This is a genomic window from Streptomyces sp. NPDC048383, assembly GCF_040651775.1.
Classification (GTDB): Bacteria; Actinomycetota; Actinomycetes; order Streptomycetales; family Streptomycetaceae; genus Streptomyces.
The window spans coordinates 535,313-550,442 of sequence record NZ_JBEZKS010000001.1; the positions used below are offsets into that span (position 1 = coordinate 535,313).

The 15,130-nt window shown below is 73.1% G+C and carries 13 protein-coding genes; 11 read left to right on the plus strand and 2 right to left on the minus strand.

All coding sequences use genetic code 11. From position 1 onward, the window contains the following. The first annotated feature begins 35 nt into the window (after positions 1–35). Positions 36–857, plus strand: coding sequence for an oxidoreductase (locus tag AB0D46_RS02585; protein ID WP_362875396.1), 822 nt, complete (start codon positions 36–38; stop codon positions 855–857). 412 nt (positions 858–1,269) lie between these two features. Here the strand turns inward: AB0D46_RS02585 and AB0D46_RS02590 are convergent, their stop codons facing one another. Beyond that, entirely contained in the window at positions 1,270–2,139 is an 870-nt protein-coding gene (locus tag AB0D46_RS02590) for an HAD-IB family hydrolase (protein WP_362875397.1), read from the minus strand. Between the two features lie 510 nt (positions 2,140–2,649). Here AB0D46_RS02590 and ssd point away from each other — a divergent pair. Genes ssd through AB0D46_RS02625 form a run of 7 tightly spaced genes read left to right on the plus strand, consistent with a single transcriptional unit; the run spans position 2,650 to position 7,590 of the window. Next, positions 2,650–3,810, plus strand: a complete 1,161-nt coding sequence (gene ssd / locus AB0D46_RS02595) for a septum site-determining protein Ssd (protein ID WP_362875471.1) — start codon at positions 2,650–2,652, stop codon at positions 3,808–3,810. Beyond that, complete coding sequence (locus AB0D46_RS02600) at positions 3,807–4,955, plus strand: TadA family conjugal transfer-associated ATPase (RefSeq protein WP_362875398.1); 1,149 nt, start codon at positions 3,807–3,809, stop codon at positions 4,953–4,955. Before ssd ends, AB0D46_RS02600 begins: the two co-directional genes overlap by 4 nt. 5 nt (positions 4,956–4,960) lie before the next feature. Further along, on the plus strand, positions 4,961–5,836 hold the full coding sequence (locus AB0D46_RS02605; RefSeq protein ID WP_362875472.1) for a type II secretion system F family protein: 876 nt from the start codon (positions 4,961–4,963) through the stop codon (positions 5,834–5,836). Beyond that, entirely contained in the window at positions 5,836–6,615 is a 780-nt protein-coding gene (locus AB0D46_RS02610) for a type II secretion system F family protein (protein WP_362875399.1), read from the plus strand. The genes AB0D46_RS02605 and AB0D46_RS02610 overlap by 1 nt, the downstream gene beginning before the upstream one ends. 57 nt (positions 6,616–6,672) lie before the next feature. Continuing rightward, positions 6,673–6,870, plus strand: a complete 198-nt coding sequence (locus AB0D46_RS02615) for a DUF4244 domain-containing protein (RefSeq protein WP_362875400.1) — start codon at positions 6,673–6,675, stop codon at positions 6,868–6,870. Next, on the plus strand, positions 6,857–7,234 hold the full coding sequence (locus AB0D46_RS02620; protein WP_362875401.1) for a TadE family type IV pilus minor pilin: 378 nt from the start codon (positions 6,857–6,859) through the stop codon (positions 7,232–7,234). The genes AB0D46_RS02615 and AB0D46_RS02620 overlap by 14 nt, the downstream gene beginning before the upstream one ends. Beyond that, the gene (locus tag AB0D46_RS02625) at positions 7,231–7,590 is read left to right on the plus strand and encodes an Rv3654c family TadE-like protein (protein ID WP_362875402.1); all 360 of its coding nucleotides are present in this window, start codon (positions 7,231–7,233) and stop codon (positions 7,588–7,590) included. Before AB0D46_RS02620 ends, AB0D46_RS02625 begins: the two co-directional genes overlap by 4 nt. A 1,072-nt stretch (positions 7,591–8,662) precedes the next feature. Here the strand turns inward: AB0D46_RS02625 and AB0D46_RS02630 are convergent. Further along, a complete protein-coding gene (locus AB0D46_RS02630; protein ID WP_362875403.1) occupies positions 8,663–11,128 on the minus strand; it encodes a DEAD/DEAH box helicase in 2,466 nt (821 codons plus the stop codon). 81 nt (positions 11,129–11,209) lie between these two features. On the opposite strand from AB0D46_RS02630, the gene bldG reads away from it, so the two are divergent. The 3 genes from bldG (at position 11,210) to AB0D46_RS02645 (ending at position 14,915) form a co-directional block, all read left to right on the plus strand. After that, positions 11,210–11,551 carry an anti-sigma factor antagonist BldG gene (gene bldG, locus AB0D46_RS02635; RefSeq protein WP_362875404.1) on the plus strand — a complete coding sequence of 114 codons (342 nt, stop codon included), beginning with the start codon at positions 11,210–11,212 and terminating at the stop codon, positions 11,549–11,551. 117 nt (positions 11,552–11,668) lie between these two features. Beyond that, positions 11,669–12,109, plus strand: a complete 441-nt coding sequence (locus AB0D46_RS02640) for an ATP-binding protein (RefSeq protein ID WP_362875405.1) — start codon at positions 11,669–11,671, stop codon at positions 12,107–12,109. Between the two features lie 397 nt (positions 12,110–12,506). Beyond that, positions 12,507–14,915 (plus strand): sodium-translocating pyrophosphatase, encoded by a 2,409-nt coding sequence (locus AB0D46_RS02645; RefSeq protein ID WP_362875406.1) that lies wholly within the window; start codon positions 12,507–12,509, stop codon positions 14,913–14,915. The last annotated feature ends 215 nt before the right edge of the window (positions 14,916–15,130 follow it).

The following is a 15,130-nucleotide window of genomic DNA, read 5'->3' on the forward strand; positions in this document are numbered from 1 at the left end:
GTGCCAAGGGTGAGCAGTGCGTAGGCTCCCTACTTATGAGTAGTGCTTCTGACCCGCTGGCGCCCCTGGGCTCGCTCCCCGGTGTCGCAGAGTCCGTGGATTCCGTACGCAAGGCAGTGGACCGGGTCTACGGGCACCGGGTGATGCGCCGCCGCAGCGCGGAGATCACCTCGGAGGCCGCGCTGCGCGGCGCCCGGGGCAGCGCGGCGCTGTCCGGCGCCGACTGGGCGTTGGAGGAGGTCCGTCGACGTACCGATTTCGGCGCTGAGGCGCAGGCGCGGACGGTGGGTGCGGCTCTGCGCCTGACCGCCGAGGCCGGTCAACTGCTCAGCATCTGGCGCCAGTCACCCCTCCGGGTCCTGGCCCGCCTGCACCTCGTCGCCTCCGGGTCCACGGAGGCCGGGGACATCGTGGGTCGGCCCCGGCTGGCCGGTGAACCGGTGGACGAGCCCGTGGTGCGGCTTCCGCTGCCCAGCGCCGAGGAAGTGGCCGGACGCCTCGACGGGCTGTCCCGGCTGATCATCGCGGGCGGCTCCGCCCCGGCTCTGATCACGGGCGCGGTCGTGCACGGGGAACTGCTGGCGCTGCGCCCCTTCGGCTCCTACAACGGCCTGGTGGCGCGTGCCGCCGAGCGCATCGTGCTGATCAACAGCGGTCTCGACCCGAAGGCGATCTGCCCGGCGGAGGCCGGTCACGCCGAACAGGGTCGCGAGGAGTACCTGGCGGCCTTCGAGGGCTACGTCTCCGGTACTCCGGAAGGTATGGCGGCCTGGATCGCGCACTGCGGACGGGCGATCGAACTCGGGGTGCGCGAGTCGACGGCCGTCTGCGAAGCCCTCCAGCGCGGCGCCGCCTGAGGGGCGGGGGAGGGTCGGCCGGCCCGCCGGCCCCCGACATGGGTTGCGGCGACACCGTCTTGCTTTGGTGTCGCCGCTGGCACTTGCGCCCAGTTACCAAGCGTCCTCGATGATTGCCCATCAGGTCGGGAACTTTGCCCGTTCCCTGGTGCGGCTGGCCCGTAATCGACGGGTCGACGTCGCGTGGGTGCTCGGCGTTCGTGCTTCGGTCCGTGGGCCTTACTGCGTTTTAAAGATGATCCTCTCGGATGTTCTTTGGTCTCGCGGGCCGTGCTTCCTTTGTACTCCGCTTCCCGGCGGAACGAAACCCCTGGCCACAGTTCTTTACTTTCCCGGACGATTCAGGGCGATCCGGACGTTCCGTTATCACCGCTGGTGGAGCCGACCGCGCCGCGCGGGACGGGGAGGTGCGTCAGGCCGACACACCGCTCGCGGTCGCCCGCCGGCGGCTCGCGTACCAGACCAGGCCGGCGGTGGCCGCTGCCGCGCCGACGGCCGCCGCGGCGACCAGGGCGGGTCGCGCCGGCATCGACAGTCCGGGCATCCGCTGCTTCAGGCGGACCGGCTTGTTGAACACCAGTACCGGCCACTCGCGGGCGACGGCCTCACGGCGCAACGCCCGGTCGGGGTTCACGGTGTGCGGGTGTCCGACGGCCTCCAGCATCGGCACGTCGGTGACCGAATCGCTGTACGCGTAGCACCGCGCGAGGTCGTAGCCCTCGGACTCCGCGAGCTCGCGCACGGCCTCCGCCTTCGTCGGGCCGTAGGCGTAGTAGTCGATCTCTCCGGTGAAGCAGCCGTCCTCGCCGACCACCATCCGGGTCGCCACGACCCGGTCCGCCCCGAGCATCTCGCCGATGGGCTCGACGACTTCGGCTCCCGAGGACGAGACGATCACGACGTCACGGCCGGCGGTGTGGTGGGCCTCGATCAGGGACGCGGCCTCGTCGTAGATGATCGGATCGATCAGGTCGTGCAGGGCTTCGGCGACGATCTCCCGCACCTGCTGGACGTTCCACCCCTTGCAGAGGGCGGAGAGGTACTCCCGCATCCGCTCCATCTGGTCGTGGTCGGCGCCACCGGCCAGGAAGATGAACTGCGTGTAGGCGGTGCGCAGCACGGCCCGCCTGTTGATCAGGCCGCCCTGGTAGAAGGACTTGCTGAACGTCAGGGCGCTGGACTTCGCAATGACCGTCTTGTCCAGGTCGAAGAAGGCAGCGGTCCGAGGCGAGGAGTGCGGCAAGGGCTGATTTTCCACGCCCCGAGCATATGCGCCCACCATTCGGCGTAAGGTGCGGCGCGTGGGTTTGCTTGAGAAGGCTCTCGGGTACACCATGGAAGTCACGGATCGTTCGCGACCGTGCTAACCCGGTCTGGCTCCTCCCCCCCCGAGTCGGACCGTGGGGACGACCCCCGCTCTCCCCCCCGGCGGGGGTCGTCGCATGTCCGGACGCGGTTTGCATCCCGTGTTCACGACCTTCAGTGACCATTTCCTGGGCCCTCCCTCGATGGCCGGCCCTCGTGGCGAAGGCCCTCACCCTCTTAGACTCGTGACGCTGCGTAGTTGTTCCGCAGCGCTCCGGATCTCACCTGATGGTGTGGCGAAGTTATTCACAACCGCCTTCTCATCCACAGTTTTCACGCAAGATCCACTTCGATTTCCGGATCCCTGCACGGTGATTCCAGCCGCGAAGTCCGCGGTTCCTGGATTTGCAGTGAGAAGGGGGCGGAGATCGTGGCTGGATCGAAGTCGTGTGCGGCACCCGAAGCCTCGGTGGCCCGTGAGGGCGGCCTGCCCGTCCGTACCGGTGGGCCCGGCCCCGTCGGGGGCCGGCCGTTGATCATCACCGAGGATCCGCTGTTGCTCGACGACCTGCTGCGGCTGTGCGCCGCCGCGGGCGCCGAGCCCCATGTGCACCATGCGGTGCCCGAGCCCGCCGGCTCCGGCGCCGATCGGGGCGGGGCCGCCGGGGCGGACGGCGGTCGGGACCCGGCCGGACCGGTCGGGGGCGCCGGTTGGGAGAGCGCCCCGCTCGTCCTCGTCGGGGACGACGCCGCCCGCCGGGTGCGCGGGGCGCCGCGCAGGGACGGGGTGTTCCTCGTCGGGCGGGACCTCGACGACCCCCAGGTGTGGCAGCGGGCCGTCGAGATCGGAGCCGAAGAGGTACTGCGGCTGCCCGACGCCGAAGGCCTGATCGTCGACCGCATCGCCGATGTGGTGGAGGGCGCCGGCCGGCCCGCCCTCGCCGTCGGGGTGATCGGCGGCAGCGGCGGCGCCGGGGCCTCCACCCTCGCCTGCGCCCTCGCCCTTCGGGCCGCCCGGGCCGGGGAGCGCACCATCCTCATCGACGGGGACCCGCTCGGCGGAGGCATGGACGTGCTGCTCGGCGGGGAGAGCGCCGAAGGGCTGCGCTGGCCCGACTTCGCCGCCTCCCGCGGCCGGGTCGGCGCGGGGGCACTGGAGGAGTCCCTGCCGGAACTGCACGCGTTGCGCGTGCTGAGCTGGGACCGCGGGGAGCGGGTGGTGGTGCCGCCCGCCGCGATGCGGTCGGTGGTGGCCGCCGCCCGGCGCCGGGGCGGAGTGGTGGTCGTCGACCTGCCCCGCCGGGTCGACGAGGCCGTGGCCGAGATGCTGGCCCAACTCGACCTGGTGCTGATGGTGGTGCCCGGCGAGCTGCGGTCGGTGGCCGCGGCGGGGCGGGTGGCCGCCGGGGTGCGCATGGTGGCCCGGGACGTCCGCGTGGTCGTGCGGGGCCGCTGCGCCCACGGGCTCGACGCCGAGGCTGTGGCGCGGCTGCTGGACGTACCCCTGGCCGGGGAAGTACCGGTCGAGGTGGGGTTGCCGGGGCGGGTGGCCGAAGGGGAACCGCCGGGCTCGCGGGGCACGTTGGCCCGCTTCTGCGACGGCTTCTGGCAGCGCGCCCTGGGTTCTGCCCAGGGGGTGTCGGCGTGAGCGCGGTCCTGCTGGACGCGGTGCGCCAGCACCTCGCCGAAAGCGGCGGCGAGCCCACCCCGGCCCGGGTGGCCGCAGCCCTACGGGCGCAGGGTCGCCTGCTCGGCGACGCGGAAGTGCTCGGCGTGGCGGCGGAGTTGCGGTCCGAACTCGTCGGCGCCGGGCCGCTGGAGCGGCTGCTCGCCAACCCGGAGGTCACCGATGTGCTCGTCGCCGCCCCGGACCGGGTGTGGGTGGACCGGGGCGGCGGGCTCGAACTGACCGGGGTGACCTTCGCCGACGCCGAAGCCGTACGCAGGCTGGCGCAGCGGCTGGCCGCCGTCGCCGGGCGGCGCCTCGACGACGCCCGCCCCTGGGTGGACGCCCGGCTGCCCGACGGGACCCGGCTGCACGCCGTACTTCCTCCGGTGGCGGTCGGTTCGGCGTGCCTGTCCCTGCGGGTGGTCAGGCCGAAGGCCTTCACCCTGGACGAGTTGGTCGCCGCGGGGACCCTGCCGCCCGGCGGGCAACGCCTCCTGCGGGCGATGGTCGAGGCCCGGCTCTCCTTCCTCGTCTCCGGCGGCACCGGAACGGGCAAGACCACCCTGCTCAGCGCCCTCCTCGGGCTCGTGGGGCCGGCCGAGCGGATCGTGCTGGCCGAGGACTCCGCCGAACTGCGACCCGACCACCCCCATGTGGTGAGGCTGGAGACCCGGCCCGCGAATCAGGAGGGGGCCGGCCTGGTGACCTTGGCGGACCTGGTCCGCCAGGCCCTGCGGATGCGGCCCGACCGACTCGTGGTGGGCGAGGTGCGCGGTGCCGAGGTCGCCGACCTGCTGGCCGCGCTGAACACCGGGCACGAGGGCGGGTGCGGCACGGTGCACGCCAATGCCGCCGCGCACGTCCCGGCCCGGTTGGAGGCGCTGGGAACGGCCGCCGGGTTGGACCGGACCGCACTGCACAGCCAGCTGGCGGCGGCGCTGACCCTGGTGGTGCACCTGACCCGCGATCGCAACGGGCGCCGCCGGGTCGCGGAGGTGCACGTACTGGAACGGGACCCGGCCGGGCTGGTGGTGACCGTACCCGCCCTGCGCTGGGGGATCCGCGGCTTCGTGCGGGAGCAGGGCTGGGCGCGGCTGGGTCCGCTGCTGGGAGGTGCCCGGTGAGCGCCGTGCCGATCGGCTCCGTGCCCGTGTTCGCCGGGCTGCTGTGTGCCGGGGCGGCCGCCTGGGTGGTGAGCGGGGGCGATCAGGGGCAACGGCGGGCCCGGCTGGTGCTCGCCGGAGGAGGTGCGGCCCCGCCCGGTGGGCCGGTGCGTGTGCGGCGGTTGGTGGCCGCGGCTCGGGTGTGCGCCGAGCGATGGCGGGAGTGGGCCGGTCCGGCGGGCGCCCTGCTGGTCGCCCTGTGGGGCGGGTCGGTGATCCCGCTGCTGCTGGGGGCGGTGTCCGTGCCGCTGCTGCGGCGCTGGCTGCGAGCCGCGGAGCGCGAGCGTGCCCGTACGGCCAGGGCAGCCGGGGTGATGGCGCTGTGCGGGGCCGTCGTGGGCGAACTGCGGGCAGGGGCGCAGCCCGGGCAGGCGCTCACCGTGGCGATGCGCCGTACGGTCGCGGGCCCCGGCGGTCCGGGGGCGGCGGAGACGGGCGTACTGGCCGCGGCGGCGTTCGGCGGGGACGTGCCCGAGGCGCTGCGCCAGGCGGCGCGGGAGCCGGGCGCGGAGGGGCTGGCCGGGATGGCCGCCTGCTGGCGGGTCTCGGTGGACGGCGGAGCCGGCCTCGCGGCCGGACTGGACCGACTGGAAGGAGCGTTGCGGGCCGAACGGGACCGGGAGGAGTCGCTGCGGGCCCAGTTGGCGGGCGCCAGGTCCACGACGGTCGTGCTCGCGCTGCTGCCGCTCGTCGGCCTGCTGATCGGGACCGGACTGGGAGCCGACCCGCTGCGGGTGCTGCTGCACTCGCCGATGGGGTGGGGCTGCCTGGCGGCGGGCGGGGTGTTGGAGGCGGCGGGGCTGCTGTGGTGCCGACGGATCGTACGGGCGGGGGAGCGGTGATGGACGGGCCGGATGTCCACAGGCTGGGGACGGCGTGCTGTCTGGCGGCGCTGGTGTGGTGGGCGACCTCCGAGCTGTGGGCGGGACTGCGGAGCCGGGCGGCGCGACGCCGGATCGCGAGCCTCTTCCGCTGGGAACAGGGTCGCCGCCGGCCGCGGTGGAAACCCGGGAGCGGGGCGGCGGTCACGGCGTGGGCCGGTCCGGGCGGCGTCCTGGTGGCGAGCTGGTGGGTGATCGGCGGTCCGGGGGGATTCCTGGTGGGGTGTGCGGCGGCCTTCGCGGCGCGGCGCCTGCTGCTCAGGGCCGCGCGGCAGCCGACCGGGGGCGACTCCCGGGAGGCAGAACGACAGTTGCCGTTCGCCGCCGATCTGTTGGCCGCGTGTCTGGCGGCGGGCGCCGGCCCGGTCGAGGCCGCCGAAGTGGTGGGGGAGTCGGTGGGCGGTCCGGTGGGTGAGCGGCTCGCGCTGGCCGGCGCGGAGTTGCGGCTCGGCGGCGAACCAGGTTCCGCGTGGGGGAGGTTGGCCGGGATACCGGGGGCCCGCGCACTCGCGGAGTGCCTGGAGCGGGCCGCACGGACCGGGGCTCCCGCGGCCGAGCCGGTCTCCCGCCTGGCGGCCGGCCTACGGGCGGAACGCATGCGGCAGGCGGGCGCGGGGGCCCAGCGGGCGGCGGTACTCATCACGGCGCCGGTGGGGCTCTGTTTTCTCCCCGCGTTCCTTGCGGTCGGAGTGGCTCCCGTGGTGATCGGAATGGCGTCGGGGCTGCTCTCCGGGGGCTGAAAACAAAAATCACGACCTGAGATGACATCAAGAACGTAATCCCACAGGAGGTTTGTCATGAGGATCATCTGGTTCCGACTGCGTAAGGCTCTGAGCGGTCGTGGCGGCGACACCGGAATGTCGACATCGGAATACGCCATGGGCACGATCGCGGCGTGTGCGTTCGCCGCCGTTCTGTACAAGGTGGTGACGAGTGACGTGGTCTCGACGGCGCTCCAGTCGACCATCGGAAAGGCGCTCGATGTGCCGTTCTGAGCGAAAGCCGGTGGGAAACGCGGACCGGGGCTATGTGACGGCCGAGGCGGCCATGGTGATCCCGGCCCTGGTGCTGTTCGCGGCGTTGCTGGTGTGGGCGCTAATGGCGGCCGCCGCGCAGATCCGGTGCGTGGACGCCGCCCGGGCGGGAGCACGGGCGGCGGCCCGCTCCGAGCCGGTGGAGGTGGCGGTGGCGGCGGCCCGGTCGGCCGCGCCGCCGGGGGCGGAGGTCGAGGTGGAGCGGGCGGGCGACCTGTGGCGGGTCACGGTCGCGGCGCCCGCGCCGGGCCCCGACCGGCTGCCGGTACGAATCGGGGCCCGGGCGGTGGCCCTGGCCGAGGACAGCGTGGGGCCGCCGCCGTGAGCCGGGACCGGGGGTCGGCGACGGTGTGGGCCACGGTGGCCGTCACGGTCCTGGGCGCCGTGTTCGGGGGCGTGCTGCTCCTCGGTCAGGCGGTCGCGGCCCGCCACCGGGCGGGAGCGGCAGCCGACCTCGCCGCCCTGGCGGCGGCCGCGACCTGGTCCCACGGCCCCGCCGCGGCCTGCGCCGCGGCGGCGAGGGTGGCCGGAGCGCAGGGCGCGCGGGTGACGGAGTGCCGGGTCGAGGGCGAGGTCGCCGAAGTCACGGCCCGCGTCCGAGCGGGCCCCTTCGCCCCGGCCCTCCCCTCCCGCGCCGGCCCGCCGCTGGCGGCGCCTCTGCCTCCGGCGGGGAGGGGGTGAGGGGCGCTGGCCTCCGGCCGCGCGAACGGGGCGGGCCGGGAGGCCGCTCGGGGGCCGGGCGGGGGGTCGGTACGGGACCCCGAGTCCCCTCCCGGCCTGGCCCGCTGCGGCGGGTGCGCCGGGTCGGGTCCGGGTCCGGCGGCTCAGGGTCGGATGGTGGGCCTTGGGGCGGCCCGGGAGTCGGAACGGCACCCGGAGGGGCATGGGCCAGGCGGGTGTGCCGGGTCCGGGTCCGGCTGGTCAGGGTCGGATGGTGGGCCTTGGGGCGGCCCGGGAGTCTGTGCGGGACCCCGAGTGGCATGGGCCGCGCGGATGCGCCGGGTCAGGGTGGGCAGGTCGGGGCGGGTGGCGGGCCGTAGGGCGGGGCCGGGGGTCGGTGCGGGACCCCGAGCCGCTTCCCGGCCCGGCCCGCTGCGGCGGGTGCGCCGGGTCCGGGTCCGGGTCCGGGTGGTCCGGGCGGGTAATGGGCCGTGGGGCGGGGCCGGGGGTCGGTGCGGGGCCCGGAGCGGCAGGGCCGGGCCCGGTATGGCGGGGGCGGCGGGGCACGGAGGTCCGGCAGGGCAGGTTGGGAGGCTGGGATGCCGCTACGGACGGGCCCTGCATGTGGTGACCGAAAGGGGGGATTCGGGGCGCGTGCTCGGGGAGTGGCTGGAGGTGGGTCACCCGGGCGGGTCAGCCGTCCAGAAGTGGTCTTCGTGGGCGGGTGGGGCTTCTGGGGAGGACGGAGGGGCGATTTTCGGCCATCTCGGTGATGGGGTGGGGGCGTCTTGCAGTCGACTTCAGAGGAGTCTTTTGGGTTGGTCCCGGATGGTTCGCGCAGTCGCGCGGGGTACGGCCTACAGCCGCCCTGAGGGCGGTTTGTGGGGCCTCGGACCCTGTCCCCGGCCCGGCATGCCTCGGACCCTGTCCCCGGCCCGGCAGGGCCCGCTGCCTCCTGTGGGGCGCCGGCAAGGCCTGATGCCCGGGCTGCCGGACCATGCAGGGGCGTCGTCCGGGGGGCGGTCGGCAGTGCTGCCGCTGGCGGTGGCGCGGCGAAGTGGGGCCTGTAGGGACCTGGGTGTCGGTCGGTGGGTCAGGGCGGGGGTGGAGGGGCGTTCGTGGGAGTGAGGAGGCGGGTGAGGAGGCGGATGGCGCCGCGTTTGTGGAGGGGGTCGTTGCCGTTGCCGCACTTGGGGGACTGGATGCAGGAGGGGCAGCCCGCCTCGCACTCGCAGGCGGCGATGGCGTCCCGGGTGGCCGTCAGCCAGGCCCGTGCCGTGTGGAAGGCCCGCTCGGCGAAGCCGGCGCCGCCCGGGTGGCCGTCGTACACGAACACCGTGGGCAGCAGGGTGTCGGGATGCAGCGGTACGGAGACACCGCCGATGTCCCAGCGGTCGCAGGTGGCGAACAGCGGCAGCAGGCCGATGGAGGCGTGCTCGGCGGCGTGCAGGGCGCCGCCGAGGATCTCCGGGTTGATCCGGGCCTCGTCGAGCTGGTCCTCGGTGACCGTCCACCACACGGCCCGGGTCCGCAGGGTGCGCGGCGGCAGGTCCAGCTTGGCCTCGCCGAGCACCTCGCCGGTGATCAGCTTGCGGCGCAGGTAGGAGACCACCTGGTTGGTGACCTCCACGGAACCGAAGCAGAGCCGGGCCGCGCCCCACGGGATCTCGGTCTCGGTCTCCAGGATCGAGATCGCGGTGGTGTCGCGGGCCGTGGTCGAGAACGGCGGGTTCGCCTCCTCGACGAGGGCCACCGAATCCTCCAGGTCCAGGTGCTTGACCAGGTAGGTGCGGCCCTGGTGGAGGTGGACGGCCCCGTCGTGGACGGCGGTGTGGGAGGCGGCCTCGTCGACCGTGCCCAGCAACCGCCCGGTGGCGGCTTCGACGATCTGCACCGGGCGGCCGCCGCCGCCCCGGATGTCGGTCAGGTCCGAGGCGCGCTCGCGGCGGGTCCAGTGCCAGGCCGTCGCCCGGCGCCGCAGCAGCTTCGCGGCCTCCAGCTGGGGCAGCAGGCCGTGCGCGGCCGGGCCGAAGAGGTCCAGGTCCGCTTCGGTCAGCGGCAGCTCGGCGGCCGCCGCGCACAGGTGCGGGGCCAGGACGTACGGGTTGTCCGGGTCGAGGACGGTGGCCTCCACGGGCTGCCGGAACAGCGCCTCGGGGTGGTGGACCAGGTAGGTGTCCAGCGGGTCGTCGCGGGCGATCAGGACGGCCAGCGCGCCCTGTCCGGACCGTCCGGCCCGGCCCGCCTGCTGCCACAGGGAGGCCCGGGTGCCGGGGTAGCCGGTGATCAGGACGGCGTCCAGGCCCGAGACGTCCACGCCCAGTTCCAGGGCGGTGGTCGCGGCCAGACCCAACAGCTCGCCGGAGTGCAGGGCCCGCTCCAGGGCGCGGCGTTCCTCGGGCAGGTAGCCGCCCCGGTACGCCGCGACACGCCGGGGCAGCGAGCGGTCGACCTCCGCGAGCCGTTCCTGGGCGATCACGGCGATCAGCTCCGCCCCGCGCCGGGAGCGGACGAAGGCCACCGTGCGGACCCCCTGGACGACCAGGTCGGTCAGCAGGTCGGCGGTCTCGGCGGTGGCGGTGCGGCGTACGGGGGCGCCCTTCTCGCCCTTGAGGTCGGTCAGCGGCGGCTCCCACAGGGCGAAGACGACCTCGCCGCGCGGGGAGGCGTCGTCGGAGACCTCGGTGACCGGTACGCCGGTCAGCCGGGACGCGGCCGCCGCCGGGTCGCTCGCGGTGGCGGAGGCCAGCAGGAAGACCGGATCGGAGCCGTAGCGGGCACACAGCCGCCGCAGCCGGCGCAGGACCTGGGCGACGTGGGAGCCGAAGACCCCCCGGTAGGTGTGGCACTCGTCGATGACGACGTAGCGCAGGGCCTTCAGGAACGAGGCCCAGCGGGGGTGGGCGGGCAGGATCCCCCGGTGCAGCATGTCCGGGTTGGTCAGGACGTAATTCGCGTACTGGCGCACCCACTCCCGTTCCTCGAACGGGGTGTCGCCGTCGTACACGGCCGGCCGGACGGCGTTGCCCAGCGGCGCCGCCAGCTCCCGTACGGCCCGCCGCTGGTCGGCGGCCAAGGCCTTGGTGGGGGCCAGGTAGAGCGCGGTCGCACCCCGGCCGTTCGGGGCCTCGGAGCCGTCCGCGAGGGCGGAGAACACGGGGGCGAGGTAGGCCAGCGACTTGCCCGAGGCTGTCCCGGTGGCGACGACCACCGACTCGCCGTCGAGGGCGAGCTCGGCGGCGGCCGCCTGGTGTTCCCACGGATGTTCGATGCCGGCAGCCGAAATCGCCGCCACGACATCCGTTCGGATGCGATCGGGCCAGACCGCATGACGACCCGCCCGAGGGGGCAAGTGCTCCGTATGAGTGATGCGCGCAGCTCGGGAAGGCCCCCGTGACAACCGGTCCAGGACCGTGTCGGGAGTGGGTCGTGCGTCCGCGGGCGCCGTGGGCCGACCGGGGCGGTGAGTGTTGGCCATTGGAACCGAGTGTGTCACTGGCGTGCGGGACAATGGTCCCAAGGCGTCGTGCGCGCCTGCCGGTAAGTGATTGAATGCCATCGCGGCAGCCGATCCCTCCCCTACCTTCGGGTGGGGAGGCCCCTGGGGGGCGCCGCTCGATAGCAAGGTGCTGGAGGATCCGTGGACCTGTCCCTGTCGACTCGCACTGTCGGCGACCGCATGGTCGTAGAGGTCGGTGGCGAGATTGATGTGTATACCGCGCCCAAGCTGCGCGAGCAGTTGGTGGAGTTGGTGAACGACGGCAGCTACCACTTGGTTGTCGACATGGAGCGAGTGGACTTCCTCGACTCCACGGGCCTGGGTGTGCTCGTGGGAGGCCTCAAGCGCGTCCGCGCGCACGAGGGCTCGCTGCGTCTGGTCTGCAACCAGGAGCGCATTCTGAAGATCTTCCGTATCACCGGTCTGACCAAGGTGTTCCCGATTCACACCACGGTGGAAGACGCAGTCGCAGCCACCGACTGACGTGCTCCTGGCGGCTGCCGCCGGAAACGGCGCAGGCGCCGACGAGGAGCGGGGGTACCGGGCCATGGGCGGTCCGGACCCCTGTCAAGTCACGCCCGTAGTCCGAGGGGGACGCACATGGCCACCGTTGAACTGCGCTTCAGCGCCCAGCCCGAACACGTCCGGACGGCCCGCCTGGTCGCGGCCGCCGTGGCGCGCCGGGCCGGGGTGGAGGAAGCCGTGCTCGACGAGGTCCGCCTCGCTGTGGGCGAGGCGTGTTCGCGTGCCGTCGGACTGCACCGGAGCAACGGACTGACCGCGCCCGTCCGGGTGGTGCTGACCGAGGAGGAGAAGTCGTTCTCCATCGAGGTCGGCGACGAGGTACCCGGGCCGCCCGGTGGCGCCATCGACGGCGTTCCGGGCATCGCGGCCGTCCTGGACCCGGACATCGACGGTGAGGACGAGATGGGTCTCGCCGTGATCAGCGGGCTCGTCGACGACGTCTCCGTGTCGGCGGACGAGTTTGGCGGAACGATTCGGATGAGCTGGCCCGTCTCGGGGTCCGGGCAGGTTTCGTAGCGTCAGGTAGGCGTTTTCGCCGCCCGGCGTCGCCCCCACCCCTCCACCGGCGTCACCGGCACCCGAAAGCCGCCGGGTTCCGCCCGTGCGCCGCGCCCGGGGTGACGTACGTCCCCGCACATGTCCGGCGCACCGCGGGGGTGGCGCGGATCGTATCGTCCGATCTTTATCAAGGCCCTGCTGAGCAGGGCCTTTTGTGTTTCTCATAAAAACTCCCTAGATCGTTGATCAGTCGTCAATGTCTTTGTCCCATTACTTCTTTCGAGGGTAATGGAGTGACGTGATCCATTGCTGAGGAGCAAGTGCGGGCCAATTCCGTTTCACGCCCACTGTTTTGATCAGGTCGCGCTCCCTACAATCCGTCCACATCTTGAGCTCATCACGTCAAGGAGGACGAATGACGGGGCTCTTCACCCCTATCGCGCCGGATCGCGCAAACGATCTGGCTGCCGCAGTACTCACCGATGACAATCGGCTCATCGTCATCGTCATCGCCGTCGTCGCGTTGGCGGCGCTCGTCGTCGCCCAGATCCTGACCCGGCAGGTCCTCGCAGCCGACGAGGGCACCGACAGCATGAAGAAGATCGCCGCGGCCGTCCAGGAAGGCGCCAACGCCTACCTGGGACGGCAGTTGCGCACCCTCGCCGTCTTCGCGACGGTCGTCTTCTTCCTGCTCTTCCTGCTCCCCGCCGACGACTGGTCGCAGCGTGGGGGCCGCTCCGGCTTCTTCCTCGTCGGCGCGCTGTTCTCGGCCGCCACCGGCTACATCGGCATGCGCCTCGCGGTGCGCGCCAACGTCCGTGTCGCGGCCGCGGCCCGTGAGGCCACCCCCGCCGAGGGCGAACCGGCCAAGGACCTGATCGAGGTGTCGCACAAGGCGATGAAGATCGCCTTCCGCACCGGTGGTGTGGTGGGCATGTTCACGGTCGGCCTCGGCCTGCTCGGCGCGTCCTGCGTCGTCCTGGTCTACGCGGCCGACGCGCCCAAGGTCCTGGAGGGCTTCGGCCTCGGCGCCGCGCTGATCGCCATGTTCATGCGCGTCGGCGGCGGCATCTTCACCAAGGCCGCCGACGTCGGCGCCGACCTGGTCGGCAAGGTCGAACAGGGCATTCCGGAGGACGATCCGCGCAATGCCGCGACCATCGCCGACAACGTGGGCGACAACGTCGGCGACTGCGCGGGGATGGCCGCCGACCTCTTCGAGTCGTACGCCGTCACCCTCGTGGCCGCGCTCATCCTGGGCAAGGCGGCCTTCGGCGACCTCGGGCTCGCCTTCCCGCTGATCGTGCCCGCCATCGGCGTCGTCACCGCCATGATCGGCATCTTCGCGGTCTCCCCGCGCCGGTCCGACCGCAGCGGCATGACCGCCATCAACCGCGGCTTCTTCATCTCCGCGGCGATCTCCCTGGTGCTCGTCGGCATCGCCGTCTACGCGTACCTGCCGGGCACGTACAAGGAGCTCGTCGGGGTCGAGGACGCCGCCATCGCGAACCACCCGGGTGACCCGCGGGTCCTGGCGATCGTCGCCGTCGCGATCGGCATCGTGCTCGCCGCCCTGATCCAGCAGCTGACCGGCTACTTCACCGAGACCAACCGTCGTCCCGTCCGGGACATCGGCAAGTCCTCCCTGACCGGCGCGGCCACCGTCATCCTGGCCGGCATCTCCGTCGGCCTGGAGTCGGCGGTCTACACGGCGCTGCTGATCGGCCTCGGTGTGTACGGGGCCTTCCTGCTCGGCGGTACGTCGATCATGCTGGCGCTCTTCGCCGTGGCGCTGGCCGGCACCGGACTGCTGACCACCGTCGGCGTCATCGTCGCGATGGACACCTTCGGTCCGGTCTCGGACAACGCGCAGGGCATCGCGGAGATGTCCGGCGACGTCGAGGGAGCGGGCGCGCAGGTGCTCACCGACCTGGACGCCGTCGGCAACACCACCAAGGCCATCACCAAGGGCATCGCCATCGCCACCGCCGTCCTGGCCGCGGCCGCGCTGTTCGGCTCGTACAACGACGCGATCGCCGGAGCCGTCAAGGAGGTCGGGGCCAAGGCGGGCGAGATGAACCTCAGCCTCGACATCGCCCAGCCGAACAACCTGGTCGGCCTGATCCTGGGCGCGGCCGTCGTGTTCCTGTTCTCGGGCCTGGCCATCAACGCCGTGTCCCGCTCGGCCGGCGCCGTCGTCCACGAGGTGCGCCGGCAGTTCCGCGAGCACCCCGGGATCATGGACTACACCGAGAAGCCCGAGTACGGCCGCGTCGTGGACATCTGCACCAAGGACGCCCTGCGCGAACTCGCCACGCCGGGGCTGCTCGCCGTCCTCACCCCGATCGCGGTGGGCTTCTCGCTGGGCGTCGGCGCGCTCGGTTCCTTCCTCGCGGGTGCCATCGGCACCGGCACGCTGATGGCCGTGTTCCTCGCCAACTCCGGTGGCGCGTGGGACAACGCGAAGAAGCTCGTCGAGGACGGGCACCACGGGGGCAAGGGCAGCGAGTCGCACGCCGCCGTCGTCATCGGCGACACGGTCGGCGACCCGTTCAAGGACACCGCCGGCCCGGCCATCAACCCGCTGCTCAAGGTGATGAACCTGGTGGCGCTGCTGATCGCCCCGGCGGTGGTCCAGTTCAGCTACGGGGACGACACCAGCCCGACGGTACGGGCCATCGTGGCGATCCTCGCCATCGGTGTGATCATCGGCGCGGTGTACGTCTCCAAGCGCCGGGGCATCGCCGTCGGCGACGAGGGGGAGGACGAGGAAGCGAAGGCCGAGCGGGCCGCCCAGTCCCCGGGCCCGGCGGTGGTGTCCTGACGCCCCGACCACCGGCTCCCGCTCCGGAGCCGCGGCCTTCGGGGCTCCGGCCCCCGGTGTCGCGCGCTCCCGGGCGCTGAACTCCTCGGGCGATCGGCTCGAAGATGCGCCCGAACGGCGGACGGGCGACGCGTAGCGACGCGTCGTCTGTCCGCCTTTGTGCGTCTGCGGAGGGCGGGCGTGTATCTTCCGGGCCGAGAGCCTTCGAAGGGACC

Coding starts and splice junctions, on each gene's coding strand:
- AB0D46_RS02585 (WP_362875396.1), top strand. CDS start 36: ATGAGTAGTGCTTCTGACCCGCTGGCGCCCCTGGGCTCGCTCCCCGGT.
- AB0D46_RS02590 (WP_362875397.1), bottom strand. CDS start 2,139: ATGGTGGGCGCATATGCTCGGGGCGTGGAAAATCAGCCCTTGCCGCAC.
- AB0D46_RS02610 (WP_362875399.1), top strand. CDS start 5,836: ATGGACGGGCCGGATGTCCACAGGCTGGGGACGGCGTGCTGTCTGGCG.
- AB0D46_RS02615 (WP_362875400.1), top strand. CDS start 6,673: ATGAGGATCATCTGGTTCCGACTGCGTAAGGCTCTGAGCGGTCGTGGC.
- AB0D46_RS02620 (WP_362875401.1), top strand. CDS start 6,857: ATGTGCCGTTCTGAGCGAAAGCCGGTGGGAAACGCGGACCGGGGCTAT.
- AB0D46_RS02630 (WP_362875403.1), bottom strand. CDS start 11,128: ATGGCATTCAATCACTTACCGGCAGGCGCGCACGACGCCTTGGGACCA.
- AB0D46_RS02640 (WP_362875405.1), top strand. CDS start 11,669: ATGGCCACCGTTGAACTGCGCTTCAGCGCCCAGCCCGAACACGTCCGG.
- AB0D46_RS02645 (WP_362875406.1), top strand. CDS start 12,507: ATGACGGGGCTCTTCACCCCTATCGCGCCGGATCGCGCAAACGATCTG.